Origin of the sequence: Enterobacter sp. V87_3, from assembly GCF_029967835.1 — a bacterium.
Classification (GTDB): domain Bacteria; phylum Pseudomonadota; class Gammaproteobacteria; order Enterobacterales; family Enterobacteriaceae; genus Enterobacter; species Enterobacter cancerogenus.
Genome location: NZ_JASCAM010000024.1, coordinates 94,822 through 121,603, shown reverse-complemented (window position 1 = coordinate 121,603; position 26,782 = coordinate 94,822). Strand labels below are relative to the sequence as shown.

The following is a 26,782-nucleotide window of genomic DNA, read 5'->3' as shown; positions in this document are numbered from 1 at the left end:
GCCATTCACTCATCGTGCGAAGTGATTGGCTGGCGATAATAATCAACCCCGACCACCATTAAGACTGTCGCTACGCCGCTGGAGTCATTGTCGCTGGCACCTAACACTTCATACTGCAAGCCGTTTTTACTGGTCTTCACTTCAAATTTTCCTACTACCAGCAGGTCACCCGGCTTAATGATGGAAGAGTTGAACGACTCTGTGGTACTCACGTTTGGCAGCTGCACTTCATCATACTCATCCAGAGAGTTCAGGAAGCGTTTAGTAAACCCACTCACCACCTCAATACGCCCATCGGACAACACGCGTGGAGTAATGATAAAGCTGGTGCCGGTAACAATCTCATCGGTGTTTACTTCTACGTTCACTTCACCCGTATCATCCGTTGTACGCGTTCTGCTGGAAACGTAGTACTGAGACTGGGTCATGTTGACCGGAATTGCCATATTATTGCGGGTAATAAATGAACCACTTTGCAGCGACTCGCTCCCCGTTAATTTGTACAGCGCATCCAGACCGGTGCTGATATCAACATGGCTGTTCTTCCACCCTGCCGTGATCCCACCGGCCAGGTTATTCAGGACGCTGCCGCTGATATTGACGGTGTTATGCAAATCAGAGAAATTGAAGTTCAACCCACCCGCCAGCGTTTTTTCTTTCTCTTTATCAAGGATATAAATACGGTACGTCACGATAAACTGGCGACTGTTATCCGATTTGTATTTATCCAGCGCTTTACTCAGTGACTCATGTTCGGACGGACGTGAATTGACCATCAAAATAGATGAATCTTTGAACAAGGTATAATTGCCTGACGTAACGTAGTTTTTTGCCATCGTCTCTACGTCATCCCAGAAAGAGGACTCGAATTTGGTTTCGGATTTCCCGGTCAGGCCACCGCCTGACGTCGCCTCGTTTCCAGATAGATCAAGCGTGGTTTCAGTTTTGTTATTTTCGCCATAAAAATCGAGGCGCATGACATAGGTGTCAAAAACGTTAATTTTGAGCACATTGTTGGTATCCAGCGTAGGGCTAACATCATAGAGCGAGCCGATGTACTTCATAAAGTCTTCGAAGTTACCGTCAAACTGTACCGAACGCGGGACATCCCAGGAGTCATCATCCGTACTGGCTTTTTTGTCACCGGTTGCAGAGGCGTTGATGCGGTAACTCGTGCCAGTCTGTGCTGCCACAATTTCCATCAGTGCTGATAACGTTGTTGGCTCATATGAAGTAATCTTCACATGCTTACCCATTATCTTTTGCTGCTCAACGCTATACTGCACTTTTTTGCCTAAATAGGCAGAGTCGTATTTTACGTAAGGCTTTGTCTTCGCTTCATCGAGTGTGGTCGAATCTGAAGTTTGTTCATTTAGTTTTTTAGGCACGTCATAATTTTTCTCAAAATCACTCATGCATCCTTGCGCAAGGAAAGCTAACAGCAATACACCTGTTTTCAGTTTCATGGGTTCCATCCACTTACATTTCATCGACAACAATCACGTGGTTTTTTTCGTACTTTTTAACGACCAAACCATAATTCTCGGAGAAAAAGAGATCTCCCAATGATTGCAGAATATCATCATCCGTTTTCCCACTAAGGGTTATGGTGTTGTAAATCAAATAATCCTTTTTACTGTTCCAGAACAGCTTATAGTGATTGTTTTCAGCCCACTGCTTGATAGCCTGACTTAACAACACGTTTTCCTGCAATATCAGCGAAGCGACTGAAGGTGAATATGCTGGTGAAACGACACTCTCCGTTGTAAAGGGATTGCGCGGCGTTTTTTCCACTACAGGCGCTGCTGCATTAGTAGAGGATTCCACCGCAGGTGATGTATTCATCGATGCATGGGCATAGCTCATGCTACACAACAATATGCCTGCCATTGTCCATTTATTACATTTAATAATATTCATATTATTTATATTCCATTATCATAATACATACTTATTGATATTGCTGAGTATCTAGTATATCTGCAGGCGTACCATCCTGAGGAATGGTGCTACACCACGTATGAAAAACGTAAGAAGCGGTACCCGGGTTCAGTACGTCATAAGTGGTTTCTGTTTTTTCGTCATACATTCTCATAATGCCTGAGATAACCCATACATATTTTGACTTGTTATAATAATGGTGTCCTCCCGCGTTTAAAACATATTTGTTTCTTGACCGCGGCCCCTGTTCAGCAAGCTCAACCTGCACCGCAAGTCCCGTAAGCGAGCCCACCTCGTTATTTTCGTCATGTTCGCTCAGGCCCCGCCTGGTTTTATCTGACTCATAGAAGCCTTTGGGAATAACACCATTAATTGTTGCTGTTGCCCGATACGCTGCAACGGATGAAATAGAGGCAGTCATTCTCGGGTATAATTTTCTGGTGTATTTATAGGTTTTTACCTTTCCGTTTTCATCGAGCAGTGGATTTCCCGTCGCGTCACGAAGCACAATGTCTTGCTCTACCTGAGGGCAGGTTTGTACCGCATACCGATACCCCCCGCCATTGGAGTCGTAATATCCTTGTGGAGTATGTATATTATCCAAAATAACGGCAGGATTATGTGCACTGTCATCATAATCCGTAACATTAATGTCATTGTCATTACTAAAGTTCTGCTCATAACCAGTTCGATGGTTAAGGTTTAACCCTTGTTGACCGTTTGATATGTGCCCTTGTTCACTGTAAGCCGTGACGGCAGGCGTCACTAATTCATAGGCATCAAAAGCTAAGTCTGGATAGTTAGGGGCATCTAATTCGAAACCACCATCCGCACCTCCATCTGCGTTGTAGTAGCCGCCTTCCGAGTCACTGCCTGAAAGTTCAACCGTATAACGGTCGCCGTTCTTATCTTCACGATGCAAAGGCAACGGATTACCGTCCGAGCCATATTTCAAACTGCCCGTTGAACGTTGAAAAATATTCACCCGTGTAGCGGTATTTTCCATGACAACGTTCGCCTTTAAGGTACCCGTCATGACTTTTTCACCACGCGGATTGTCCGGGTCGGTCATATTGAGCGCCAGCACCGTGTCTTCGCCACGCTCACCGGTGCCTGGATTATCATCGTAACAAAGCTTCACGCCGCTATCGCCGCGGGTCCAGCATACCTTACCGCCCATATTGCTGCTGTTGCTGGAGTTATCGTTGGTATCGATGGTAAAGCGCACGCCGAATTCGTCTTTTTTGTACTGATCCAGCGCATCAAGGTTGCTGCCTAAGCTGCTCAACTCGACAGGCGTTGTATTGTCCTTCTTCTTCAGTACCAGCTGCCAGTCAGATGAACTGTTCTTGCGGTGTACGACAATCGAATGCGATACCGCGAAACCCGCTTTTGCAAAGGCCTCGTTAAAATGCGGTGTTAAATCAGCAAAGTGATAGTCGCTGTTTGTCTCTTCTTTTTTGAAGCGGACGATCACGTCGATGCGGTTGATATCATATTTACGATCGGAGTCTTCATCGTTATTACCGGTCGCAAAACCCACGCGGTCAATGACAGCCGTGGAGTTAGTTGCCACATTGCGCATAAAGCATGGCAAATACTCTTTTTCAAATTGGAATTCTGATTTTAAAGAGGTTTTACAGGCGCTGCTTATAAACAGATAGCGCTGCTGCTGGTTTTTACTACTGCTGTTACCCCACAAATAGTAGTTGTCTTCAGTATCTGTATCGTTTTCATTTATCTCATTGGTGATTCGATGGTGATAATCGTCATAAAAAGGTTCCACATCGCTGTAAAGCGGATTATCTCTTTCGTTTTTCTTTCCGATGAGGGCGATAGTGTCGTCATCAATGAAGTTGAGAACTCCTTTCATCTCTTCAGCAATGGCGTCCGTAACATTTTGCTGGGCTATGTTTTCAGCTTTATTCCGCGCATAGTGCGTGTACATCACCATAACGCCGCCGGCGATAGCCATCACAATAATGATTTCCAGCAAGCTGAAGCCTGAATCCTTTCTGCTACGCATTAACTGATACCCTTTCCATCGCACCATTAACAAAGCACCCGCCCCATAGGGCGGGTGCTAAACACGTTACTAAATTATTTGCTACCGAAGATCACACCGTTAACTGCACCAGCGCCATCACAGATACCTGCTTTAGTGATGTCTGCTGCTGCGATCTCACCAGAGGTCAGAGTTTTCAGAATCGCACCAGTTTTGGCCGCGCTCATGTTACGACCACTTACGCCTGAAACAGTTTTACCGGCACTAGCATCAGCTTTCAGTGCTTCTACGTAATCCCACTGGTTGCCCATTTCGGAGATCAGGTTACGACATTCTTCGGTTTCCAGGCCGTTTACCACCAGCACAAAGGCTTTGTCCTGGGAAGAAAGATTGTCCAGTTTTGCACTGGTGATCTGGAATGCATCGTTAGAAATGCCGTTGAAGGATTCGTCTGGAGAGATTTTACCCAGTTTAACCAGTGTTACGATTGGCGTATCCAGAGGAGATGCAGCAATAGAAGACTTGGTCAGACCAACGATACCGCCTTTATCTTCAGGATAGCTGCCTTCATCTTTAAATGCTTCAGTCATGGATGTACGGATGCTGTTCGCATTGTTCTGAATGTCTGACAGATCCTGTGCGGTAAATGCACGCTGTGCCAGAATAACCACGCCTGCGGCGATAACGCCGATAATGCCCAGTACGATAATGATTTCAAGCAGGGTTACACCGCGCTGCTTTCTCATTTCTTGTAATTTCGCTGCCTTGCGATTCATATTCCCTTTCATTTTCCAAACCAGACTATTCATTCTATTTCCCTTAAAATATTTAACTTCCCAAGACCCTTCCTGAGAACGGAGCGAATTATAAGAGCTATAATTAAAATTTTATATGGCGACAGGAAACATTAGGAATAAATTTAGATTTATGGACAGACTCCATAAAAAACAAATAAACAAATTAAATCAAGCCATATTAATTTAAAAGGCAATTAAGAATTAATTAAAACAAGAAATATCAACAGGAAGCAATAAGATATGAAATATATTGTAATAGTATAATGCCACTTTCACAAAAGCAGTTACATTATTACATGATCATGCCATTATTTGTGTCTTATCGATCGCATTTTAAAAAAAATATTTAAACTACTGATATATAAAAAAGGGCGATTAGAATCGCCCCCTTAACAAAAAAATGACATTACTGGCTTATGCAGATTTCACCGCATCCGCAATGCGATGGGCTAATTCCGTGACCTGCGCCTCATCTTCGCCTTCCACCATAACGCGAATCAACGGTTCGGTGCCGGACTTACGCAGCAGCACGCGGCCCCGCGAGCCGAGCGTAGCTTCAACCTCCGCCGTCACCGCTTTCACCTGTTCATTTTCGAGCGGATCGCCTTTACCGACGGTAAAACGCACGTTGACGAGGATCTGCGGGAACAACTTCATGCCGCTGCACAGATCGTGCAGGCTCATGTGGTTGCGCGCCATCGCCGCAACCACCTGAAGCCCCGCAACGATGCCGTCACCGGTAGTGGTTTTGTCGAGCAGGATCACGTGACCTGAGTTTTCTGCGCCAATGCGCCAGCCTTTCTCCTGCAGTTTCTCCAGCACGTAGCGGTCACCCACTTTCGCGCGAACAAACGGGATACCCAGCTGTTTCAGCGCCAGCTCAAGACCCATGTTGCTCATCAGCGTGCCGACCGCACCGCCGCGCAGCTGGCCCTGACGCAACCCTTCGCGGGCAATGATGTAGAGGATCTGATCGCCATCGACCTTGTTGCCTTCGTGGTCGACCATGATCACGCGATCGCCGTCACCATCCAGCGCAATTCCGAGGTCAGCTTTTTCAGCCAGCACGCGCGCCTGCAGCGCACGCACGTCCGTCGCGCCGACTTCTTCGTTAATGTTCAGGCCATCCGGCTCGCAGCCGATGGTGATGACTTTTGCACCCAGCTCGCGGAAAACGTTTGGCGCAATGTGATAGGTCGCACCGTTGGCGCAGTCCACCACGATTTTAAGGTGGGCAAGGCTCAGTTCATTCGGGAAGGTGCCTTTGCAAAACTCAATATAGCGTCCAGCGGCATCGACAATGCGGTTCGCTTTACCCAGCTCTGCGGAGTCCACGCAGGTGATCTCTTTTTCCATTTCGGCTTCAATGGCTTCTTCAACTTCATCCGGCAGCTTAGTGCCATCGATGGAGAAGAACTTGATGCCGTTGTCATAGAATGGGTTGTGCGAAGCTGAAATGACAATCCCCGCTTCCGCGCGGAAGGTGCGAGTCAGATAGGCTACGGCAGGCGTCGGCATTGGGCCTGTAAAGGAGGCGGAAAGCCCCGCAGCCGACAGACCTGCTTCCAGCGCTGATTCCAGCATATAGCCTGAAATGCGGGTATCTTTACCGATGATGATCTTACGCGAACCGTGACGCGCCAGCACCTTACCTGCCGCCCAACCCAGCTTCAGAACAAAATCAGGAGTGATTGGAGCATCGCCAACGCGCCCACGGATACCATCGGTACCAAAATATTTACGATTACTCATAGCGTTTGTTTTCCTTGGCTGCCAGGGTGGCTTCTACCACGCGCATGGCTTCTACTGTTTCTTTTACGTCATGGACGCGAATAATGTGTGCTCCCTGCATCGCTGCAATTACCGCACAAGCGAGGCTGCCGCTGAGACGCTCACTCGGTCCGATATTCAGCAATTGTCCGATCATCGACTTTCTCGACATACCCACCAGCAGCGGAAGGCCGAAATGATGGAATTCGGACAAGCGTGCAAGCAGTGCATAGTTGTGTGAGAGATTTTTACCGAAACCGAACCCCGGGTCGAGCAGCAATTTCTCTTTTGGGATGCCGGCACGTTCACAGCGTGCGATATGGTCAATAAAGAAGCGATTTACATCGGCAAAGACATCGTCGTACTTAGGCGCTTCCTGCATCGTTTTCGGCTGCCCCTGCATATGCATCAGGCACACCGGTAAACCGGTTTCTGCCGCCGCCTCCAGCGCGCCCGGCTCGGACAGCGAGCGAATGTCATTGATGATGTGAGCACCCACTCTCGCCACTTCGCGAATCACTTCAGGCTTTGATGTATCGACAGAAATCCATACCTCAAAACGCTGAGCAATCGCCTCAACCACCGGCACCACACGCGCTAACTCTTCGTCTAATGAAACATCCGCCGCCCCCGGACGCGTGGACTCCCCGCCAACATCAATGATGGTGGCACCCGCATTGATCATCAAATTCGCGTGCTTAACCGCCTCAATAAGCGTGTTGTGCGTACCGCCGTCGGAGAAGGAGTCAGGGGTAACATTCAGGATACCCATCACATGAGGATGTGAGAGTTCAAGATGCGAATCCTGGGCGAAAAGTTTCATGGCAAAAATCCCTGGTATCTATATGGTTTAGCGAAAAAGAAAAACCCCGGAGCAAGCTCCAGGGTTTGAAGTTAAGACAAACGCATCAACAGCAGTGACTTACTTGTCACCCAACTGTTCTGACATGGTGTTACCCGGGTTTGGCGTACGCGGTTCATCGACCGGACGCGGTGCACGCGGGGTGCCATTGTTGTCAGAATTGTTGGAAGCGCCTGGGTCTTCCCAGCCCGCTGGCGGACGCACTTCGCGACGTGCCATCAGGTCGTCAATCTGCGGAGCATCGATAGTCTCATATTTCATGAGCGCATCTTTCATCGAATGCAGAATGTCCATATTGTCGTTCAGGATCTGACGTGCGCGAGCGTAGTTACGTTCGATCAGCGCTTTCACTTCCTGGTCGATGATACGTGCAGTTTCATCGGACATATGTTTGGCTTTCGCGACGGAACGGCCCAGGAATACTTCACCCTCTTCCTCTGCATACAGCAGCGGACCGAGTTTGTCGGAGAAGCCCCACTGGGTCACCATGTTACGCGCCAGGTTTGTCGCCACTTTAATATCGTTGGACGCACCGGTCGAAACATGTTCCACACCGTAGATAATCTCTTCCGCCAGACGACCACCGTACAGGGTCGAAATCTGGCTTTCCAGCTTCTGACGGCTGGCGCTGATTGCATCGCCTTCCGGCAGGAAGAACGTCACGCCCAGCGCACGACCGCGCGGAATAATCGTCACTTTATGCACCGGATCGTGTTCCGGTACCAGGCGACCAATAATCGCGTGGCCTGCTTCGTGATATGCCGTGGACTCTTTCTGCGCTTCCGTCATCACCATGGAGCGACGTTCCGCACCCATCATGATTTTGTCTTTCGCTTTTTCGAACTCGACCATGGACACGACGCGCTTGTTGCCGCGAGCAGCAAACAGCGCCGCTTCGTTGACCAGGTTCGCCAGGTCCGCACCGGAGAAGCCCGGGGTACCACGCGCGATAATTGCCGCGTCGATATCAGGTGCCAGCGGTACGCGACGCATGTGAACTTTCAGAATCTGTTCACGACCGCGAACATCCGGCAGACCGACCACAACCTGACGGTCGAAACGACCTGGACGCAGAAGCGCAGGGTCAAGAACGTCCGGACGGTTAGTTGCCGCGATAACGATGATACCTTCGTTACCTTCAAAGCCGTCCATCTCAACCAGCATCTGGTTCAGCGTCTGTTCACGTTCATCGTGACCGCCGCCCAGGCCTGCGCCACGCTGGCGGCCTACGGCATCGATTTCATCGATGAAGATAATGCACGGTGCTGCTTTCTTGGCCTGCTCGAACATGTCACGCACACGAGATGCACCGACACCCACGAACATTTCAACGAAGTCAGAACCTGAAATAGTAAAGAACGGCACCTTCGCTTCGCCTGCGATGGCTTTCGCCAGCAGGGTTTTACCGGTACCCGGAGGGCCAACCATCAGCACGCCTTTCGGGATCTTACCGCCCAGCTTCTGGAAACGGCTCGGCTCGCGCAGGTATTCAACCAGCTCGCCCACCTCTTCTTTCGCTTCGTCACAACCTGCAACGTCGGCAAAGGTGGTCTTGATCTGGTCTTCCGTTAGCATACGCGCCTTGCTCTTACCGAACGACATGGCACCTTTGCCACCGCCGCCCTGCATCTGACGCATAAAGAAGATCCAGACGCCAATAAGAAGCAGCATCGGGAACCAGGAGATGAAGATAGAAGCCAGCAGGCTTGGTTCTTCTGGCGGCTCACCAACCACTTTGACGTTTTTAGTCAGAAGGTTATCAAGCAGCTTAGGATCGTTCACCGGGATGTAGGTCGTGTAACGGTTACTATCTTTCTTGGTAACGTTGATCTCACGTCCGTTGATACGCGCTTCGCGAACCTGGTCCTGATTGACCTCCTGCAGGAAGGTAGAATAATCCACCTTGCGGCCATTCGACTCGCTGGGCCCAAAGCTCTGGAATACTGACATCAGCACAACGGCAATGACCAGCCAGAGTATTAGGTTTTTCGCCATGTCACTCAAGGGATTAACCTCATATTACAACTGTGTTAAAAACAGCGTCAGGATACTCTATATCCAGTGTCATTCAAACTTTCGTTTGAAATCCACCGGTTATCATTTTCGCCCGGTCGCTACAATATACACTTCTCGAGAACGAGCCCGGGAAGAGTCCGGCTTACGAACTTTGACCTTCGCAAACAGGGAGCGAATTTCCTTAAGATACTCCTCGAAACCTTCGCCCTGAAACACCTTCACAACAAAACTACCACCAGGCGCTAGTACATCACGACTCATTTCTAACGCTAGCTCCACCAGATACATGGCGCGGGGGATATCCACCGCCGGTGTTCCACACATATTTGGTGCCATATCAGACATGACAACCTGGACCTTACTGTCACCTACACGATCAAGTAACGCTTTCAGTACTAATTCATCACGAAAGTCGCCCTGAAGGAAGTCCACACCAACGATAGGATCCATTGGTAAAAGATCGCATGCGATGATTCGGCCCGTTCCGCCGATTTGCGTAACCGCATACTGAGACCATCCGCCAGGTGCTGCACCGAGATCGACAACCGTCATTCCCGGCTTAAAAAGTTTGTCACTTTGCTGTATTTCATCAAGTTTAAACCAGGCGCGGGAACGCAACCCCTTTTTCTGCGCCTGTTGAACATATTTATCGCTAAAGTGTTCCTGTAGCCAGCGGCTGGAGCTGGCAGAACGCTTTTTACCTGTCATTTAACATTTCCGTCCTGGTTCATCGTTGCTTGCCTGTGACGTAAATTTCTACGCAGCTATTTGGCGATATTAGGGAGATGGCGGTAGAATGAACCGTTTTCAATCCCAACGTAAGCAAAAATATACGATGAATCTGAGTACTAAACAAAAACAGCACCTTAAAGGTCTGGCACATCCGCTCAAGCCGGTAGTTATGCTTGGCAACAATGGTTTGACCGAAGGGGTGCTTGCCGAGATTGAACAAGCGCTGGAACACCACGAGCTGATCAAGGTGAAAATCGCCTCTGAAGACAGAGACACTAAAAACCTGATCGTGGAAGCCATCGTGCGCGAAACCGGCGCCTGTAATGTACAGGTCATCGGTAAAACGCTGGTGCTCTATCGCCCATCTAAAGAGCGTAAAATCTCGCTGCCACGCTAAGGATATCCTGAATCGAACACATTTTCTGTGTAAAACGAGGGATTTCTGTCAGCAGGTGAGCAAAATGCCACGCTACTTAAGTTGATAAAAGGCCGCTATGCGGCCTTTTTCTTATCTTTACAATGTATCAACATCTTATTGGAGATGCGAATTACAGGTATTCAACCTTAATAATTTCGTATTCCACTTCACCACCCGGGGTGCGGATGACGACAACATCGTCCTGCTCTTTGCCAATCAGGCCGCGCGCAATCGGCGAGTTTACCGAGATGAGGTTCTGCTTAAAGTCAGCTTCGTCATCCCCAACGATGCGGTATTTCTGCTCTTCGTCGTTGTCCAGGTTCAGCACGGTAACGGTAGCACCGAAAATTACGCGACCATTGTTTGGCATTTTGGTGATATCGATAACCTGCGCATTAGACAGCTTTGCTTCGATATCTTTAATACGGCCTTCGCAAAAGCCCTGCTGCTCACGCGCGGCGTGGTATTCAGCATTTTCTTTCAGGTCGCCGTGCTCACGCGCATCCGCGATAGCAGCAATGATTTCAGGGCGACGTACGGATTTAAGGAAATCCAGCTCTTCGCGCAGTTTTTCTGCGCCACGTAAGGTCATCGGAATAGCTTGCATTTGTTATACCTCTTGAACATTCCTGTTGGGAGCAGCGTCACCTGCTCCGGCCCCTGCGCCCATGTACATCCAACCATGGGCGGGCCAGAAGCAAAAAGAAAACCGACCCGGGAACAAAATCCCAGGTCAGCAGCAATTTTTCAATTTGATACGCATTTTACCGCGAAGTTCACTATGGGTCATCGTTTACTTTGCAGTGCCATGCACCGTAGTATGACGGTTTGTTTTCGGGTTGTTAGCGCGAGACTATGCGATTTTCCAGATTTATCATCGGATTGACTACCAGTATCACGTTCACCGTTCAGGCCGCGAATGTTGATGAGTACATTAACCAGCTGCCCGCAGGGGCTAACCTTGCGCTGATGGTGCAGAAGGTTGGAGCCCAGGCACCCGATATTGACTATCACAGTCAACAGATGGCGCTGCCTGCCAGTACCCAAAAGGTGATCACCGCCCTCGCCGCGCTGCTTCAGCTTGGTCCTGACTTCCGCTTTACCACCACCCTTGAGACCAAAGGTAACATCGACGGTGGCGAGCTGAAAGGCGATCTTATCGCCCGATTCGGCGGTGACCCCACGTTCAAGCGCCAGGATATTCGCAACATGGTGGCGGTGCTGAAAAAATCTGGCGTGCAAAAGATCGATGGCAACGTACTGATCGACACCTCTATTTTTGCCAGCCATGATAAAGCCCCAGGCTGGCCGTGGAACGACATGACGCAGTGCTTTAGCGCCCCGCCGGCCGCGGCTATCGTTGACCGTAACTGCTTCTCCGTGTCGCTTTACAGTGCACCAAAGCCGAATGATTTAGCCTTTATTCGTGTCGCCTCTTACTACCCGGTCACGATGTTCAGCCAGGTGCGTACGCTGGCGAAAGGATCGCCGGATGCGCAGTACTGCGAGCTGGACGTCGTCCCGGGTGATTTAAACCGCTACACGCTCACCGGCTGCCTCACGCAGCGTGCCGACCCGCTACCGCTGGCCTTTGCTATTCAGGACGGTGCGGGTTACGCAGGCGCCATTCTTAAAGACGAACTCAAACAGGCCGGAATTACCTATTCTGGCACCCTGCTGCGCCAGACGCAGGTTAATCAGCCGGGTAACGTCATCGCCAGCAAACAGTCCGCGCCGCTGCACGATCTGCTTAGGATTATGCTGAAAAAATCGGACAATATGATCGCGGATACGGTGTTCCGCATGATTGGCCATGCGCGTTTCGGCGTGCCGGGTACCTGGCGTGCGGGGTCTGACGCTGTACGGCAGATCCTGCGTCAGCAGGCGGGGATCGACCTTGGCAATACGATTGCCGTCGATGGATCAGGGCTGTCACGCCATAACCTGATCTCCCCCGCGACCATGATGCAGGTGCTGCAGTACATTGCACAGCACGACACTGAACTAAACTTTATTACGATGCTGCCGCTTGCCGGGCACGATGGCTCCCTTCAGTACCGCGCCGGGCTTCATGCTGCGGGAGTGGATGGAAAGGTCTCGGCTAAAACAGGCTCGCTGCAGGGCGTGTATAACCTGGCAGGTTTTATCACGACCGCCAGTGGACAACGCATGGCGTTCGTACAGTATCTTTCCGGCTATGCCGTCGAACCAGCAGACCAGCGTAATCGTCGTATTCCCCTGGTGCGCTTCGAAAGCAGGCTATACAAAGACATTTATCAAAATAATTGACGATAACGGTGGCCTGTATCGCGTGCAGGCCACCGCTATACTTCATTTCCGCTCAGCCGTTCCTGCTACTGGCACAATTTTTATTTCAACCAGCCCTATACCTATCTTCCTGACGGGTGAGGTGAAACTTTGCCCTAATATGCTGCCTTCACGGCTTAGTGTTGGCTCAGGCGGAGTAAGGGTGATCAAACGTGAGTACATATCACCCGTGTAATGAAGGGTTACGCGAGTCGGATTTTCCCCGAATTTAGCGTATTGCGTCTGATCTCCGATGGTAATTGCTACCGGAGCATTGATATTTTTGCCATAGGCTTTCGCTTCAATTTCTACATCAAATTTCTGAGGAAAAGGCGATTTATATAACAGCATCACCATAGGAGAAGTAAGCGCATCCGACCAGCGCCCCCAGGGTTCTTGTCGACCAATCCCCATTATGTTTTCGATGAAAGTAGGTCTGCCATCCAGACCAAATTTGAAGGTATCAGAGACATAACGAATATCTTCAGGATTCACTTTCAACAGCGCCTGCTCACGCTGATAGCGCGCGGTATTTGTCGGCGTATCATCAGTATTCACTTTGCCGTCATATTTCTCACCATCGATTTTTTTGACTACGATATTTCCACCGGCTCTCCCCTGAGTCACGCACCACGCTTCAGAAAGCACCAGACTGTTCATCCAGACGGTTCCTGGATGGAAACATTTATCAACCCATATAAATTTTTCGCCTTCGGATAAATACGCCAGCGATTGCCTTAATGAGATGTCTCGACTGTCATCATCAATGACAGGCAATACTTGATCCTTTTTGATATCAATGACTATCGGCAAGGGGTAGGTACGGCCGCTAAACGAAAATGTCTTTTCTCGAGTATTAACGGTAAAACGATCAATATGGTTCGGCGTCCCCCAGAGGTTACGTATGCTATCGCCCCATGCGTAAAGCTTATTCTTGAAGTCGGGTACGCTTTCCGCGAGAGATTTTTCGCTGGCGGAACTCCTTCCCAGACCTATTTTTGTTCCCCCCCCCAACAGATCAAGAACGGTCGCACCGTTATCCAGGGTGGTTCTGGGCTGCGCTTTTACACCAGGTTTCACCTGGGGCCCAAGGACGAAAAACAGATCCCGACGCTCGAGTTTGTTCAGATAGTCGACTGAAACCGCCGTGCTGGGCATAGCCAGATGATCTGATGAAAGAACTATAATCGTGTTACGGGCCCAGGGAGAGGATTGGATGCGTTCAACAAACCGGGCAATATCTTCCTGACTGCACAGCACAGCGCTTAACGCTTCAACCGAGCGCCCATCAATCTGGTAATTTTTCTTGCTGCAACCGGGTGAAATATAGCCTCTAGGAGGATGCGTATCGACTGTCAGCGTGAACAGTGCGAAACGCTGGCCTGAGGCGGATAATTCGCTAAATTTTTCCCAGGCTTTATCAAACACCACATTGTCATAAAGCCCCCAGTTATTTTGTACGTCAAAATTATCCTGCAGGCCCGACTCAGTAAGACCCCATACATGCTTTATGCCGTGAACCTTAAAAAAAGCATCTTTATCAGCGAAGTGTAAGTTGGCACCTTGATAAAAATACGTCTCATAACCTGATGCGCTGAGTATATCGCCAAGGCAATGACTTTCAGGATAAAAACTACTGGCCGTGTTTTGGCCATTAAACGCCGTGGGTTTAAATAATGGTAGCCCACATTGCGAAGCAACAATACCGGCGATGGTAAAATCGGTGGCTGGCATTTGTAATGTTTCGGAAAAATCCATACTTTTTTCACGGAACGTATTCAAATCGGGCAGCAAGTCAGGAAACACGTCATTATTAAAATAAGTGCGTTCCAGACTTTCACCATAGATATAGACCAGATTGAATTTTGGTTTGTCTATCTGACTGGCCTCATTAACAAAATATTCATTAAAATCAGATCCATCTATTTTTTCTGCCAGTAATGTATTTCTGCTAATTTGTGAAAATGCTGGTGATATCAGCAATGCAAGGACACTGCAGCACGTCGCTAAAAACGCGTAACTCCAACTTTGTTTTTTACCCGAGTCACCATAAAATAAGATTCTATGAATGACAATAATGGTTAAAACACAAAACAGAATTGCTAATATTGATGGCAAAATGTAATCATTAATTTCACCGCCTTCCATTGTTGTCGTCAGCGTGTAAAGAACGGACTCGTTGACCCCATCACCGGTAAAGTACTGACATACGACCCAGAAACCATCCAGGAAGACAGAGACAACGGTCAGTACAAAAATGAATACTGAAATGTAAGCATTTTGTTGAGTTTTATATCGGTAAACAGCCGTTGCACAGAAAATACAGCATGCAGAAAGCATTAATAAACTAAAAGATTCCATTCTATTACTCGTTAATTGCTGGACGCTACTGACAATGACAGTTTATGAAAAAGATTATTAGTATATCTTTTGAGTCACAGCCTCACTATTCATTTAAAATAAATTAGGATTTTATTAAGATTAAAGGCAGAATGCAGCAAGGCACGAGTCTTCCTTTCTGCCATAATCATGAAATTGAAAGGATAAAAGGCAGAACAAACTGAGATGAAACTCCTGATAGTTGAAGACGATCTGTTATTGCAGGAAGGGCTGGCGCTTGCGCTGACCAATGAGGGTTATGCGCTCGATTGTGCCGCGACGGCAGCAGAAGCGGACGCCCTGATCCAGAGCGGCGAGTACAGCCTGGTAATCCTTGATTTGGGCCTGCCAGATAAAGACGGTGCCACGCTGTTAAGCCAGTGGCGTCGCCGGGGCGTTGAAAACCCGGTGCTGATCCTCACGGCGCGCGATGCCATTGAAGACCGCATTAACGGCCTCGACTCGGGCGCAGATGACTATCTGGTGAAACCCTTTGCGCTCGCAGAGCTTCAGGCCCGCGTGCGGGCGCTTATCCGCCGCTATCAGGGGCACAGCGATAATCTGCTGACGGACGGAGACATCACGCTCAATCTGCAAACCCAGCAGGTGCTGCGCCAGTCTCAGCCCGTTGAAGTCACGCCAAAAGAGTTCGCCCTCCTGACCCGCCTGATTATGCGCAGCGGGCAGACAGTGCACCGTGAAACGCTGCAGCAGGACATTTACTCCTGGCAGGACGATCCAGGTTCTAACACCCTTGAAGTTCACATCCATAACCTGCGGCGCAAGCTCGGCAAGGACAGAATTAAAACTGTACGCGGCGTAGGCTATCGCCTTGAGAGTCAGAAATGAACAGCATGCGTCGGCGATTAATGGTGTTGCTGGCGGTTATCCTGTTATTTTTCCAGTTGATCAGCGTGATTTGGCTGTGGCATGAGAGCCGCGAGCAGATTGGCTTTCTGGTCAGTGAAACCCTGTCGGCGAAAGCGCGTAACAGCCACGTCGAAAAAGAGATCCGCGAGGCCATTGCTTCGCTGCTGGTCCCCTCGCTGGTCATGGTCGGCTTTACCCTTCTGTTTTCGTTCTGGGCGGTGACCTGGATAACCCGACCGCTCAATAAGCTGCGCGTCAGCCTCGCCAACCGCTCGGCGGATAATCTCACCCCTCTGCCCATGTATTCTGATATGGAAGAGATTGGCGCGGTCACGACCTCATTAAATCAGCTGCTGGCGCGTCTGGATCACACTATCCAGCAGGAGCGCCTGTTCACCGCTGACGCGGCCCACGAACTGCGAACGCCGCTTGCCGGTATCCGGCTGCATCTGGAGCTGATGGCGCAATCCGGCTCGCCTCAGGCGGCCCCGCTGATAAGCCGCATCGACCAGCTCATGCATACCGTAGAACAACTGCTGATGCTGGCCCGTGCAGGGCAGGCGATGGCCAGCGGGCATTACGATACCGTCAACTGGACTGAAACCATCATCGCCCCGCTGGGCCTTGAGCATGAAGCCAAAGAGCACAAGGTGATATGGCCCGCTGACAGCGCACTTACGGTGCAGGGAGACCCTGTCCTGCTGCGTCTGATGCTAAGGAACCTGCTTGAGAACGCCGCCCGCTACAGCCCTGTGGGGACAACTATCGAGGTGACGCTCACCGAGCGGGACGGGGGAACGCAGGTCAGCGTAATTGATGAGGGGCCGGGCATCGAGGAAGCGCATCGGCAGTCAATCACCGAACCGTTCAGACGTCTTGACCAGCGTTACGGTGGAAGCGGCCTGGGGCTGAGCATCGTGCAGCGTATCGTTCAGCTCCACCACGGTCATTTAACGCTGGAGAACGGCCCACAAGGCGGCTTAATTGCCAGTTGCTGGCTGCCTTCGAGGTTAGGATAAAAAAAAGCCCCTTAACAGGGGCTTCTTGCAGGAATCAATGCTTGTAGATGAACTCGACGCCTTCTTCGTCATCTTCATCCCAGTCATCGTCCCAGTCTTCATCATCTTCTTCCGCTTCCTGCTCTTCGAGCTGCTGGCGGTGGTAGTCATCCCACATGAATTCGACTTTTTCTGGCTGTTTCACTTCTTCAGCCTGAACGATTGGGTTTTCGATGATAAAGTTCATCACATCCCAGCAGAGATCTTTCACGCCAATCTGGCTTGCCGCAGAGATCAGATAGTATTTATCTTCCCAACCCATCGCTTCAGCAATGGCTTTCGCTTTGGCTTCAGCTTCCGCTTTGTCCATCAGGTCGATCTTGTTAAAGACCAGCCAGCGCGGCTTACCTGCCAGTTTTTCGCTGTATTTTTCCAGCTCGCCAATAATGATACGGGCGTTATCCACCGGATCGGATTCATCAATAGGGTTAATATCGATGATATGCAGCAGGACACGGCAACGCTCAAGGTGCTTCAGGAAGCGAATCCCCAGACCCGCGCCCTCTGCCGCGCCTTCGATCAGGCCCGGAATATCTGCTACCACGAAGCTCTTTTCGTGGTCCATGCGGACAACGCCCAGGCTTGGTACCAGCGTGGTGAAGGGATAATCTGCCACTTTCGGCTTCGCGGCAGACACGGCACGAATGAAGGTTGATTTACCTGCATTTGGCATACCCAGCATACCCACGTCAGCCAGCAGCATCAGTTCAAGCTGCAGATCGCGCGTGTCACCCGGCGTACCCATGGTTTTCTGACGAGGAGCACGGTTCACGGAGGATTTAAAACGGCTGTTGCCCAGACCGTGCCATCCGCCTTTTGCCACCATCAGGCGCTGACCGTGTTTGGTCATGTCACCCATGGTTTCACCGGTACCCTGATCGATAACGCGGGTCCCGACAGGCACTTTAATGACCACGTCTTTACCGCGTTTACCGGTACAGTCACGGCTCTGGCCGTTTTGACCACGTTCAGCGCGGAAAGATTTTTCGAAACGGTAGTCGATCAGCGTGTTGAGGTTTTCATCCGCCTCAAGCCACACATCGCCGCCATCTCCGCCGTCGCCGCCGTCAGGGCCGCCACGTGGAATATATTTTTCACGGCGGAAGCTGACACAACCGTTACCGCCATCACCTGCAACGACCAGAATCGTCGCTTCATCAACAAACTTCATTTTACTTCTCCGTAAATCATTCGCCTGAGCGGGGGATCGTTACAACCGCTTCATTTTTGCGCCAGCGCCCCCAGAGACGATGACCAATGGCGGAATACATCGCGCCCGCAACCACGACAAACGCACCGAGATAGCCCAACAGGTTGAGCATCGGTCTGACGAAAACATCGGGCCAGGCCATTGATAACAAATCTGAAAATAACAGCGTAAACAGCGGAGTCAGCGTGATTAATGCGCTCACCTGCGCTGCCTGCCAGCGCGCCATTGCTTCGGCCAGCGCGCCATAACCGACCAGCGTGTTTAGCCCACAAAAAATGAGACACGCCAGCTGCCAGTCGCTCAGTTGGGTAATCACACCCGGTTTTGCTAACGGCAACAGTGCTATTGTACACAAAGTGTACAACAAAAGGAGGATCTGCTGTGAGGCCAGGCGACGCAATAACACCTTTTGCGCGACGCCGTAACTCACCCAGACCGTTGCTGCACCCACGCCAAAAATCACACCCCAGGTGTAATCCGTCAGCCGGGTGAAAATCTCAATCAGGCTGGTGTTGAAGAACATCACCAGCCCGCAGAGCAACATACTCGCCCCCACAATCTGCGTCCCGCGCATCTTCTCTTTGAGGATGAAGACGCTGGCGACCATCATGCCCACCGGTGAAAGTTGACCAATCACCTGCGACGCCGTGGGGCTAAGATACTGCAGGGAAGAGCTGAACAGAATGAAGTTCCCGAACAGCCCGCCCGTCGCGATAGCCAGTAATACCAGCCAGCGCGGTTTACGGAAGAGGCGCAGCGGCGGAAGCTTGCCCTTGATCGCCAGAATGGCACCGAGGCCAATACTCGCCATCAAAAAGCGATAAAACACCACCGTCGGCGGCTCCATCACTTCCAGAACCTGCTTCATTGCAATTGGCAATGCACCCCAACACATCGCGGTGGTCAGCGCCAAAAGAATACCAATGCCGGCCTGCTGCTTCATGCCCGTTTTCCCTACAGAAAATTTTCCGGGTTTCCAATGTAAAAAGCCCCGCAACACGTTGCGGGGCTTTAATCCGTTACCGGACCGAGAAAACCTTACTCAGCAACGATGCTGATGTATTTACGGTTGTTCGGGCCTTTAACTTCAAATTTCACTTTACCGTCTGCTTTAGCAAACAGAGTGTGGTCACGACCGCAACCTACGTTGTTGCCAGCGTGGAATTTGGTACCACGTTGACGAACGATGATGCTACCCGCCAGAACGGATTCGCCACCGAAACGCTTAACGCCAAGGCGTTTAGCTTCTGAATCGCGACCGTTACGTGTGGAGCCGCCAGCCTTTTTATGTGCCATTTAAATCTCTCCTCAGGTCTTAGGCGCTGATGCCAGTAATTTTCACATCAGTGAACCACTGACGGTGGCCCTGCTGCTTACGGTAGTGCTTACGACGACGAAACTTAACGATTTTAACTTTCTCGCCACGACCGTGTGCAACAACTTCAGCTTTGATAACGCCGCCATCAACGAAAGGAACGCCGATTTTGACTTCTTCACCGTTTGCGATCATCAGAACTTCAGCGAATTCAACAGATTCGCCAGTTGCGATGTCCAGCTTTTCCAGGCGAACGGTCTGACCTTCGCTTACTCGGTGTTGTTTACCACCACTTTGGAAAACCGCGTACATATAAACTCCGCTTCCGCGCACATCCTCGTATGATTCAGAGTGCGCTATAAATATTCACAATAGGGCGCGAATATTACGCAAAACGCGAGCCTTTGACAAGTGCTACCATCAATAGATGAAGAAAAAAAACACAACACGTACGGTAACGTTTATCTGCGCCGTTTTTTCAGTACAATCAGCGATACTATTGATAAACCGAAACCCTTTGTGAACCCACATCCCGTGGGTTAAACAGGATAAAAAGCCCGGCTTTTGCGATGAATTTAGATAAAATCAACGAGTTAACCGCGCAAGATATGGCGGGTGTGAATGCAGCAATCCTGGAACAACTCAACTCTGACGTTCAACTGATCAATCAGTTGGGCTATTACATCGTCAGCGGCGGCGGTAAACGCATTCGCCCGATGATTGCCATTTTGGCCGCTAGAGCCGTTGGCTATCAGGGAAATGCCCATGTGACGATCGCGGCGCTGATCGAGTTTATCCACACCGCCACGCTCCTTCATGATGACGTTGTGGATGAATCTGACATGCGTCGCGGCAAAGCCACGGCTAACGCCGCGTTTGGCAATGCGGCAAGCGTACTGGTGGGTGATTTTATCTATACCCGTGCTTTCCAGATGATGACCAGCCTCGGCTCGCTAAAGGTGCTGGAAGTGATGTCTGAAGCGGTGAACGTGATCGCCGAAGGCGAAGTGCTGCAGTTGATGAACGTCAACGATCCGGACATTACCGAAGAGAGCTACATGCGCGTGATATACAGCAAGACCGCGCGTCTGTTTGAAGCCGCGGCTCAGTGTTCCGGCATCCTCGGCGGCTGCACCGATGTCCAGGAAAAAGGGCTGCAGGACTATGGCCGTTATCTTGGCACCGCGTTCCAGCTGATTGACGATCTACTGGACTACAGTGCCGATGGCGAGACGCTGGGCAAAAACGTCGGCGACGACCTGAACGAAGGCAAACCGACCCTCCCGCTGCTACACGCCATGCGCAACGGTACACCCGAGCAGGAAAAAATGATCCGTGAAGCGATCGAGCAGGGAAATGGTCGACATCTTCTGGAACCTGTCCTGGAAGCCATGGCGATCAGCGGTTCACTTGAATGGACGCGTCAGCGTGCCGAAGAAGAAGCCGATAAAGCCATTGCAGCACTTAAGGTGATCCCGGACAGCCCATGGCGCGATGCGCTTATTGGCCTTGCCCACATTGCCGTTCAGCGCGATCGTTAATCCTCTTCCCCGGGCTCCCTGCCGCCGCGCAGGGAGCTTCCAGTACGTTCTTAAAAACTCCATTTTCACGTTAAATCATCGGTTTACAGGCCGCATGAATAAAGTCATGTCTTATTCTGAATATTGCTTCCAGTAACTCGAACTTTTTAGAACCGCTGTTCGAAGACGGTATAGTAACCCCGTCATTTCAGGAGAAATGGCATGGGTGAACATGAACACAAGGACAGCTTCAATGGATACGAAATTTATCGACTGGCATTCGGCTGATATTATTGCAGCACTTCGCAAAAAAGGGACATCTCTGGCTGCAGAGTCGCGTCGCAACGGGCTCAGTTCTTCCACACTGGCGAACGCACTGACCCGACCATGGCCTAAGGGTGAATTGATTATCGCCACCGCGCTGGACACCCAGCCGTGGGTAATCTGGCCTTCACGCTACCACGATCCCGTTACCCATGAGTTTATCGACAGAACGCGCATGATGCGCCAGAAAAAAACGACGTGAAGCGCTGTTGAGGTAACACGCGCATTTTGACAGGAACAGCAATCCCCCGACCATCTCTGGCAGGGGGCTGCCGGAACGATTACTCGCCCTTCACACGCTCGATATTTGCACCCAGCGCGCGCAGTTTATCTTCAATACGCTCATAGCCGCGATCGATATGGTAGATACGATCGACAACGGTAGTCCCTTCCGCAATACAACCTGCCAGCACCAGGCTTGCAGACGCACGCAGATCGGTTGCCATCACCTGCGCACCAGACAGTTTTTCAACGCCGTGGCAGATCACCGTATTGCTTTCGATTTCCGCATGCGCGCCCATACGGATCAGTTCCGGTACGTGCATAAAGCGGTTTTCAAAGATGGTCTCGGTAATAAAGCCCGTCCCTTCGGCCACCAGGTTCAGCAGGGTGAACTGCGCCTGCATATCGGTCGGGAAAGCCGGGTGCGGAGCGGTACGCACGTTGACCGCTTTAGGGCGATTGCCGTGCATGTCCAGGCTGATCCAGTCTTCACCAATTTCGATATCGGCGCCCGCATCACGCAGTTTCGCCAGCACGGCGTCCAGAGTATCTGGCTGTGCATTGCGGCAGGTGATTTTCCCGCCGGAAATCGCAGCGGCCACCAGGAAGGTACCGGTTTCGATACGGTCCGGCAGCACGCGGTACACGCCGCCGCCCAGGCGCTCTACGCCCTCAATGGTGATGCGATCGGTGCCCTGACCTGAAATTTTCGCGCCCAGCGCCACGAGGAAGTTTGCGGTATCCACAATTTCCGGCTCGCGTGCGGCGTTTTCGATGATGGTGGTGCCTTCCGCCAGCGTTGCCGCAGACATAATGGTCACCGTTGCGCCCACGCTCACTTTGTCCATGACGATGTGCGCGCCTTTCAGACGACCGTTCACGGATGCCTTAACGTAACCTTCTTCAAGCTTGATCTCTGCGCCCAGCTTCTCTAAGCCAAAGATGTGCAGATCGACCGGACGAGCACCAATCGCGCAGCCGCCCGGCAGGGAAACCTGTCCCTGGCCAAAACGCGCCACCAGCGGACCAAGCGCCCAGATGGAGGCACGCATGGTTTTCACCAGATCATAGGGCGCGGAGAAGTTGTTAACCTGGCTGGCGTCGATCCAGACGGAACCATTGCGCTCCACCTTAGTACCCAGTTGAGCAAGCAACTTCATGGTCGTGTCGATATCTTTCAGCTTCGGTACGTTCTGGATCTCTACCGGCTCTTCGGCGAGCAGCGCCGCAAAGAGGATAGGCAGCGCGGCGTTTTTGGCGCCGGAAATAGTGACTTCGCCCTGGAGACGCGTTGGCCCCTGTACACGAAATTTGTCCATTGTTTGCTCTCTTATAAATTCAACCGTGCTGCGGGCTGTCGCCCGCAGCTTAGAAACCGTTTAGTTTGCGATCGCGTGCCCACTCTTGCGGGGTGAACGCTTTAATCGACAGGGCGTGGATGCGGTTGTCCGCAATGTATTCCATCAGCGGCGCATACACAGCCTGCTGTTTCTTCACACGACTCATACCGTCGAAGATCTCACCCACAGCAATAACCTGGAAGTGACTGCCATCGCCAGAGACGTGGGCTTCCTGAAGGGAGAGTGCATTCATCAGCACAGTCTGGATTTCATTATTTTCCATGGGGTCTTTATCATCTGATTGTGAAAACAAGCCCAACATCTTAGAGCAAAGTGGCGTTGTCTTAAACAAGCAAAAAGCCCCGACGGTGAAACTGTCGGGGCTTTCGGAAGTAACGCACTGAAAATGTTAGCGAGGTAAAACGTCGTCGGGCAAATTGTAGAGCTGCGCAAGGGTCACAACATTGTCGCTCGCGCCAGCAAGCCGGACTTGCGTTCCGTGCTTTTTCCCTACGGCGACAAGATGTGCCAGCATCGCAACACCGGCGGTATCCACGCGGGTGACGCTGTTCAAATCAATCAGCGTCACGCCCTTCATCGCGTCATCGCGCGCGTCCCAAAGCGGGTTGAGCAGATCCTGGTCCAGCTCACCCTTAAGCTTCAACGTTTCACCTTCACGCGACCAGCTAAGTTGCTGCGTCATTACTTCTTCTCGTCCAGGGAAATTTTCTGACGAGAGATAGACTGAAGCTGTGCAGTCAGGCCATCAATGCCCTTGGTGCGCAGCAGATCGCTCCACTCGTTCTGTTTAGTGGTGATCATGCTTACGCCTTCGGCGATCATGTCATAGGCCTGCCAGTTACCGGTCTGGCTGTTTTTACGCCACTGGAAATCCAGGCGAACCGGCGGACGGCCATTGGGATCGATGATAGTGACACGAATAGGCACAATCGTGGCATCACCCAGCGGTTGCTCCGGGGCGATCTGGTACGTCTGGCCGTGGTACATCGCCAGCGCCTGACCATATGCCTGCTTCAGGTATTCACGGAATGCGGCAAAGTAGGCTTCACGCTGCGCAGGGGTAGCATCTTTGTAATAGCGACCCAGCACCAGCGCACCCGCGTATTTGATCTGCACGTACGGCAGCAGTTCCTGATCGACCACATCGCGAAGATAGTCAGGGTTGGCGCGAATTTTTGGCTGTTCGTTTTTAAGACGATCGAAGGTTTTCTTCGCGGCCTCATCCATCAGTTTGTACGGGTTGCTCTGATCCGCCGCGTGGGCTGCGGTAAGAGGGGCGATGACCAGCATGGCAACCATTAATAGTCGTTTAAACATGAATGACTTCTCCTGATATTAATTCGCTGCACCAGGCGTCGGTGCGACATTGGTAGGGTCCTCACTCTGCGCAGGGGCAGCGTCAGACTTTTTATCATCCCCTTTACTGTTGTAAAGGAATTGACCAATCATATCCTCCAGCACCATGGCGGATTTCGTATCCTGAATCACGCTGCCATCTTTAAGGATAGTCGTTCCCAGCTCGGGATCTTCGAAACCAACGTTAAGTGCCAGATATTGTTCACCCAGCAGCCCCGAGGTACGAATGGAAAGCGAACTGGTATCGGGAATGTGGTTGTAACGCTCTTCGATATCCATCGCGACGCGCGGCAGATAGGTTTTCTCGTCAAGCGTGATATCCGCCACGCGGCCAATCACCACGCCACCGATGCGGATCGGTGAACGCGCTTTCAGGCCGCCGATGTTATCGAAGGTGGCATAAACACGGTAAGTCGGTTCAGTCCGGATAGAGGTGATATCCGCCGCTCGCAGGCAGATGAAGAGTGCTGCCAGAAGCGCCAGAAGCAGAAATACGCCGACCCAAATTTCATTTTTTCTCGTTTGCATGAACTCAATTCCCAAACATCAGTGCGGTGAGCACAAAATCCAGACCCAGTACGGCCAGCGACGAATGAACGACAGTACGTGTTGTCGCGCGGCTAATGCCCGCCGACGTAGGGATTGCGTCGTAACCATTGAACAACGCAATCCAGGTAACCGTAACGGCAAATACCAGGCTCTTAATCAGGCAGTTGATCAGATCCATCCGCAGGTCGATGGCGTCCTGCATCGCGGACCAGAAGAACCCGGCGTCGATCCCTTTCCAGTGCACGCCGACCAGCGAACCGCCCCAAATCCCGACGGCGACAAAAAGAATAGTCAGCAGCGGTAACGAAATGACTCCCGCCCAGAAGCGGGGAGAGATCACGCGGCGCAGCGGATCGACCGCCATCATCTCCATGCTGGAGAGCTGCTCGGTGGCGCGCATCAGGCCAATTTCGGCGGTTAATGCCGAGCCGGCACGTCCGGCAAACAGCAACGCGGCCACCACCGGCCCGAGCTCACGCAGCAGGGACAGGGCCACCAGCATCCCGAGGCTCGTTTCCGCACTGTAGGTCGTCAAAACCAGGTAACCCTGCAGCCCAAGCACCATGCCGATAAACAGACCGGAAACGATGATGATAACCATCGACAGTACGCCGACGTTATAGAGCTGCCGCACCAGCAGCGGCGCATGCTTGCGGAATTCCGGTTTGCCGACCAGCGCGTTGAATAACATCAATCCGGCACGCCCGAACGTCCTGATGGTTTTTATGCCACGGTGTCCAAGAGCGGCCAACGCATTTAACAGCATGAGTGGCTTAACTCCCTATTCCCAGTAAATCGTCACGATAATCACCCGCCGGATAGTGGAACGGGACAGGCCCGTCCGCAATACCGTCGAGGAACTGCCGCACGCGCGGATCGCAATTTTCCTGCAGCGCCTGAGCGCTGCCGTGCGCGACGATCCTTTTGTCTGCCACTATGTAGGCGTAATCAGCAATGCTCAGCACTTCCGGCACGTCGTGTGACACCACGATGCAGGTTACACCGAGCGCGCTGTTTAACTCAGAAATTAACTTCACCAGCACGCCCATGGTAATGGGGTCCTGTCCGACAAACGGCTCGTCGAACATGATCAAATCAGGCTCTAAGGCGATAGCGCGCGCTAATGCGGCACGGCGGGCCATCCCACCAGACAGCTCCGACGGCATTAATTTGGCGGCTCCGCGAAGCCCAACGGCCTCAAGCTTCATCATCACCGTGCTTTTCAGCAACTCAGGCGGCAGGCTCGTATGCTCACGCAGCGGATAGGCTACGTTATCAAAGACGTTCATATCGGTGAACAGCGCCCCGGACTGAAAAAGCATGCTCATCCGTTTGCGGACAGTATACAAACGCGAACGTGACATTGCCGGGACGTTTTCACCGTCGAAGAGGATTTCGCCGCCGTCAGGTGGAATTTGCCCACCGATCAACCGCAGCAGCGTCGTTTTACCGATCCCGGATGGCCCCATGATGGCAGTGATCTTGCCTCGCGGGACAGTCAGAGAAATATCTTCAAATATCAATCGGTTGCCGCGAGAGAAACTGACGCCACGGACATCGACTAAATTCGCCATCGTTTGGCTCATTTATGGTTCCTTTCTTACCGTGCTTCACGTTTGCATGAAGCCTAAATCAGCCCTAAACCCCACATTTTTACAGAATATTAGCCGTGGAGGTTAGCGAAAGCTGGCATTTGTTTTACTTTTCCGGCGCATAAAGTCAAAATTAGGAATTCGTTACGCCTCAGACTGTATGCAGCGCCCACAATAA

Annotated in this window: 27 protein-coding genes; 6 read left to right on the top strand and 21 right to left on the bottom strand. The window is 51.3% G+C overall.

Annotated elements, in window-relative coordinates; all coding sequences use genetic code 11:
* Positions 1–5: 5 nt before the first annotated feature.
* From QLG21_RS13200 to rlmE, 8 genes are all read right to left on the bottom strand, one after another.
* Positions 6–1,466: a type II and III secretion system protein gene (locus tag QLG21_RS13200; protein WP_282484572.1), complete on the bottom strand. Its 1,461-nt coding sequence runs from the start codon at positions 1,464–1,466 to the stop codon at positions 6–8.
* A 13-nt stretch (positions 1,467–1,479) separates the two neighbouring features.
* Positions 1,480–1,920 (bottom strand): TcpQ domain-containing protein, encoded by a 441-nt coding sequence (locus tag QLG21_RS13195; protein ID WP_282484571.1) that lies wholly within the window; start codon positions 1,918–1,920, stop codon positions 1,480–1,482.
* 31 nt (positions 1,921–1,951) lie between these two features.
* On the bottom strand, positions 1,952–3,967 hold the full coding sequence (locus tag QLG21_RS13190) for a type II secretion system protein (RefSeq protein ID WP_282484570.1): 2,016 nt from the start codon (positions 3,965–3,967) through the stop codon (positions 1,952–1,954).
* A 74-nt stretch (positions 3,968–4,041) separates the two neighbouring features.
* Positions 4,042–4,755, bottom strand: coding sequence for a type IV pilus major pilin (locus tag QLG21_RS13185; protein ID WP_282484569.1), 714 nt, complete (start codon positions 4,753–4,755; stop codon positions 4,042–4,044).
* A 402-nt stretch (positions 4,756–5,157) separates the two neighbouring features.
* On the bottom strand, positions 5,158–6,495 hold the full coding sequence (gene glmM / locus QLG21_RS13180; protein ID WP_282484568.1) for a phosphoglucosamine mutase: 1,338 nt from the start codon (positions 6,493–6,495) through the stop codon (positions 5,158–5,160).
* Positions 6,488–7,336, bottom strand: coding sequence for a dihydropteroate synthase (gene folP / locus QLG21_RS13175; protein ID WP_282484567.1), 849 nt, complete (start codon positions 7,334–7,336; stop codon positions 6,488–6,490). Before folP ends, glmM begins: the two co-directional genes overlap by 8 nt.
* Before the next feature lie 99 nt (positions 7,337–7,435).
* Positions 7,436–9,370 (bottom strand): ATP-dependent zinc metalloprotease FtsH, encoded by a 1,935-nt coding sequence (ftsH, locus tag QLG21_RS13170; RefSeq protein ID WP_006178765.1) that lies wholly within the window; start codon positions 9,368–9,370, stop codon positions 7,436–7,438.
* A 102-nt stretch (positions 9,371–9,472) separates the two neighbouring features.
* Complete coding sequence (gene rlmE / locus QLG21_RS13165) at positions 9,473–10,099, bottom strand: 23S rRNA (uridine(2552)-2'-O)-methyltransferase RlmE (RefSeq protein WP_006178766.1); 627 nt, start codon at positions 10,097–10,099, stop codon at positions 9,473–9,475.
* Positions 10,100–10,226: 127 nt separating this feature from the next.
* On the opposite strand from rlmE, the gene yhbY reads away from it, so the two are divergent.
* Positions 10,227–10,520 (top strand): ribosome assembly RNA-binding protein YhbY, encoded by a 294-nt coding sequence (gene yhbY, locus QLG21_RS13160; protein WP_003861814.1) that lies wholly within the window; start codon positions 10,227–10,229, stop codon positions 10,518–10,520.
* 151 nt (positions 10,521–10,671) lie between these two features.
* Here yhbY and greA read toward each other — a convergent pair whose 3' ends face one another.
* Positions 10,672–11,148: a transcription elongation factor GreA gene (gene greA, locus QLG21_RS13155; RefSeq protein ID WP_006178768.1), complete on the bottom strand. Its 477-nt coding sequence runs from the start codon at positions 11,146–11,148 to the stop codon at positions 10,672–10,674.
* A gap of 248 nt (positions 11,149–11,396) precedes the next feature.
* Between greA and dacB the strand changes: the two genes are divergently transcribed.
* Positions 11,397–12,830, top strand: a complete 1,434-nt coding sequence (dacB, locus tag QLG21_RS13150) for a serine-type D-Ala-D-Ala carboxypeptidase (RefSeq protein WP_006178769.1) — start codon at positions 11,397–11,399, stop codon at positions 12,828–12,830.
* 42 nt (positions 12,831–12,872) lie between these two features.
* Here dacB and opgB read toward each other — a convergent pair whose 3' ends face one another.
* Positions 12,873–15,209: a phosphatidylglycerol--membrane-oligosaccharide glycerophosphotransferase gene (gene opgB, locus QLG21_RS13145; RefSeq protein ID WP_282484566.1), complete on the bottom strand. Its 2,337-nt coding sequence runs from the start codon at positions 15,207–15,209 to the stop codon at positions 12,873–12,875.
* Positions 15,210–15,413: 204 nt separating this feature from the next.
* Here opgB and pmrA point away from each other — a divergent pair, with 204 nt between their 5' ends.
* Together pmrA and pmrB are read left to right on the top strand one after the other, a co-directional pair.
* Positions 15,414–16,076 carry a two-component system response regulator PmrA gene (pmrA, locus tag QLG21_RS13140; protein ID WP_282484565.1) on the top strand — a complete coding sequence of 221 codons (663 nt, stop codon included), beginning with the start codon at positions 15,414–15,416 and terminating at the stop codon, positions 16,074–16,076.
* Complete coding sequence (gene pmrB, locus QLG21_RS13135) at positions 16,073–17,116, top strand: two-component system sensor histidine kinase PmrB (protein WP_282484564.1); 1,044 nt, start codon at positions 16,073–16,075, stop codon at positions 17,114–17,116. The genes pmrA and pmrB overlap by 4 nt, the downstream gene beginning before the upstream one ends.
* A gap of 34 nt (positions 17,117–17,150) precedes the next feature.
* Here the strand turns inward: pmrB and cgtA are convergent, their stop codons facing one another.
* The 4 genes from cgtA to rplU form a co-directional block, all read right to left on the bottom strand.
* Positions 17,151–18,326, bottom strand: coding sequence for an Obg family GTPase CgtA (cgtA, locus tag QLG21_RS13130; RefSeq protein WP_006178772.1), 1,176 nt, complete (start codon positions 18,324–18,326; stop codon positions 17,151–17,153).
* A gap of 16 nt (positions 18,327–18,342) precedes the next feature.
* Positions 18,343–19,308: a DMT family transporter gene (locus tag QLG21_RS13125; protein ID WP_006178773.1), complete on the bottom strand. Its 966-nt coding sequence runs from the start codon at positions 19,306–19,308 to the stop codon at positions 18,343–18,345.
* A 95-nt stretch (positions 19,309–19,403) separates the two neighbouring features.
* Entirely contained in the window at positions 19,404–19,661 is a 258-nt protein-coding gene (rpmA, locus tag QLG21_RS13120) for a 50S ribosomal protein L27 (protein ID WP_004385076.1), read from the bottom strand.
* 19 nt (positions 19,662–19,680) lie between these two features.
* Positions 19,681–19,992, bottom strand: coding sequence for a 50S ribosomal protein L21 (rplU, locus tag QLG21_RS13115; RefSeq protein WP_003025032.1), 312 nt, complete (start codon positions 19,990–19,992; stop codon positions 19,681–19,683).
* 257 nt (positions 19,993–20,249) lie between these two features.
* Here rplU and ispB point away from each other — a divergent pair, with 257 nt between their 5' ends.
* Positions 20,250–21,221, top strand: a complete 972-nt coding sequence (gene ispB, locus QLG21_RS13110; RefSeq protein WP_137903514.1) for an octaprenyl diphosphate synthase — start codon at positions 20,250–20,252, stop codon at positions 21,219–21,221.
* 232 nt (positions 21,222–21,453) lie between these two features.
* The gene (gene sfsB / locus QLG21_RS13105) at positions 21,454–21,726 is read left to right on the top strand and encodes a DNA-binding transcriptional regulator SfsB (RefSeq protein WP_042322106.1); all 273 of its coding nucleotides are present in this window, start codon (positions 21,454–21,456) and stop codon (positions 21,724–21,726) included.
* A 79-nt stretch (positions 21,727–21,805) separates the two neighbouring features.
* Here the strand turns inward: sfsB and murA are convergent, their stop codons facing one another.
* The 7 genes from murA to mlaF all read right to left on the bottom strand — a co-directional run bounded on the left by murA (position 21,806) and on the right by mlaF (position 26,598).
* A complete protein-coding gene (murA, locus tag QLG21_RS13100) occupies positions 21,806–23,065 on the bottom strand; it encodes a UDP-N-acetylglucosamine 1-carboxyvinyltransferase (protein WP_006178776.1) in 1,260 nt (419 codons plus the stop codon).
* 49 nt (positions 23,066–23,114) lie between these two features.
* A complete protein-coding gene (ibaG, locus tag QLG21_RS13095) occupies positions 23,115–23,369 on the bottom strand; it encodes a BolA family iron metabolism protein IbaG (RefSeq protein WP_042322109.1) in 255 nt (84 codons plus the stop codon).
* A gap of 126 nt (positions 23,370–23,495) precedes the next feature.
* Entirely contained in the window at positions 23,496–23,789 is a 294-nt protein-coding gene (mlaB, locus tag QLG21_RS13090) for a lipid asymmetry maintenance protein MlaB (protein ID WP_058609401.1), read from the bottom strand.
* The gene (gene mlaC / locus QLG21_RS13085; protein WP_006178779.1) at positions 23,789–24,424 is read right to left on the bottom strand and encodes a phospholipid-binding protein MlaC; all 636 of its coding nucleotides are present in this window, start codon (positions 24,422–24,424) and stop codon (positions 23,789–23,791) included. The genes mlaB and mlaC overlap by 1 nt, the downstream gene beginning before the upstream one ends.
* Before the next feature lie 18 nt (positions 24,425–24,442).
* Positions 24,443–24,991 carry an outer membrane lipid asymmetry maintenance protein MlaD gene (gene mlaD / locus QLG21_RS13080; protein WP_006178780.1) on the bottom strand — a complete coding sequence of 183 codons (549 nt, stop codon included), beginning with the start codon at positions 24,989–24,991 and terminating at the stop codon, positions 24,443–24,445.
* A gap of 4 nt (positions 24,992–24,995) precedes the next feature.
* A complete protein-coding gene (gene mlaE / locus QLG21_RS13075) occupies positions 24,996–25,778 on the bottom strand; it encodes a lipid asymmetry maintenance ABC transporter permease subunit MlaE (protein ID WP_006178781.1) in 783 nt (260 codons plus the stop codon).
* A 7-nt stretch (positions 25,779–25,785) separates the two neighbouring features.
* Complete coding sequence (gene mlaF, locus QLG21_RS13070) at positions 25,786–26,598, bottom strand: phospholipid ABC transporter ATP-binding protein MlaF (protein ID WP_006178782.1); 813 nt, start codon at positions 26,596–26,598, stop codon at positions 25,786–25,788.
* Positions 26,599–26,782: the final 184 nt, after the last annotated feature.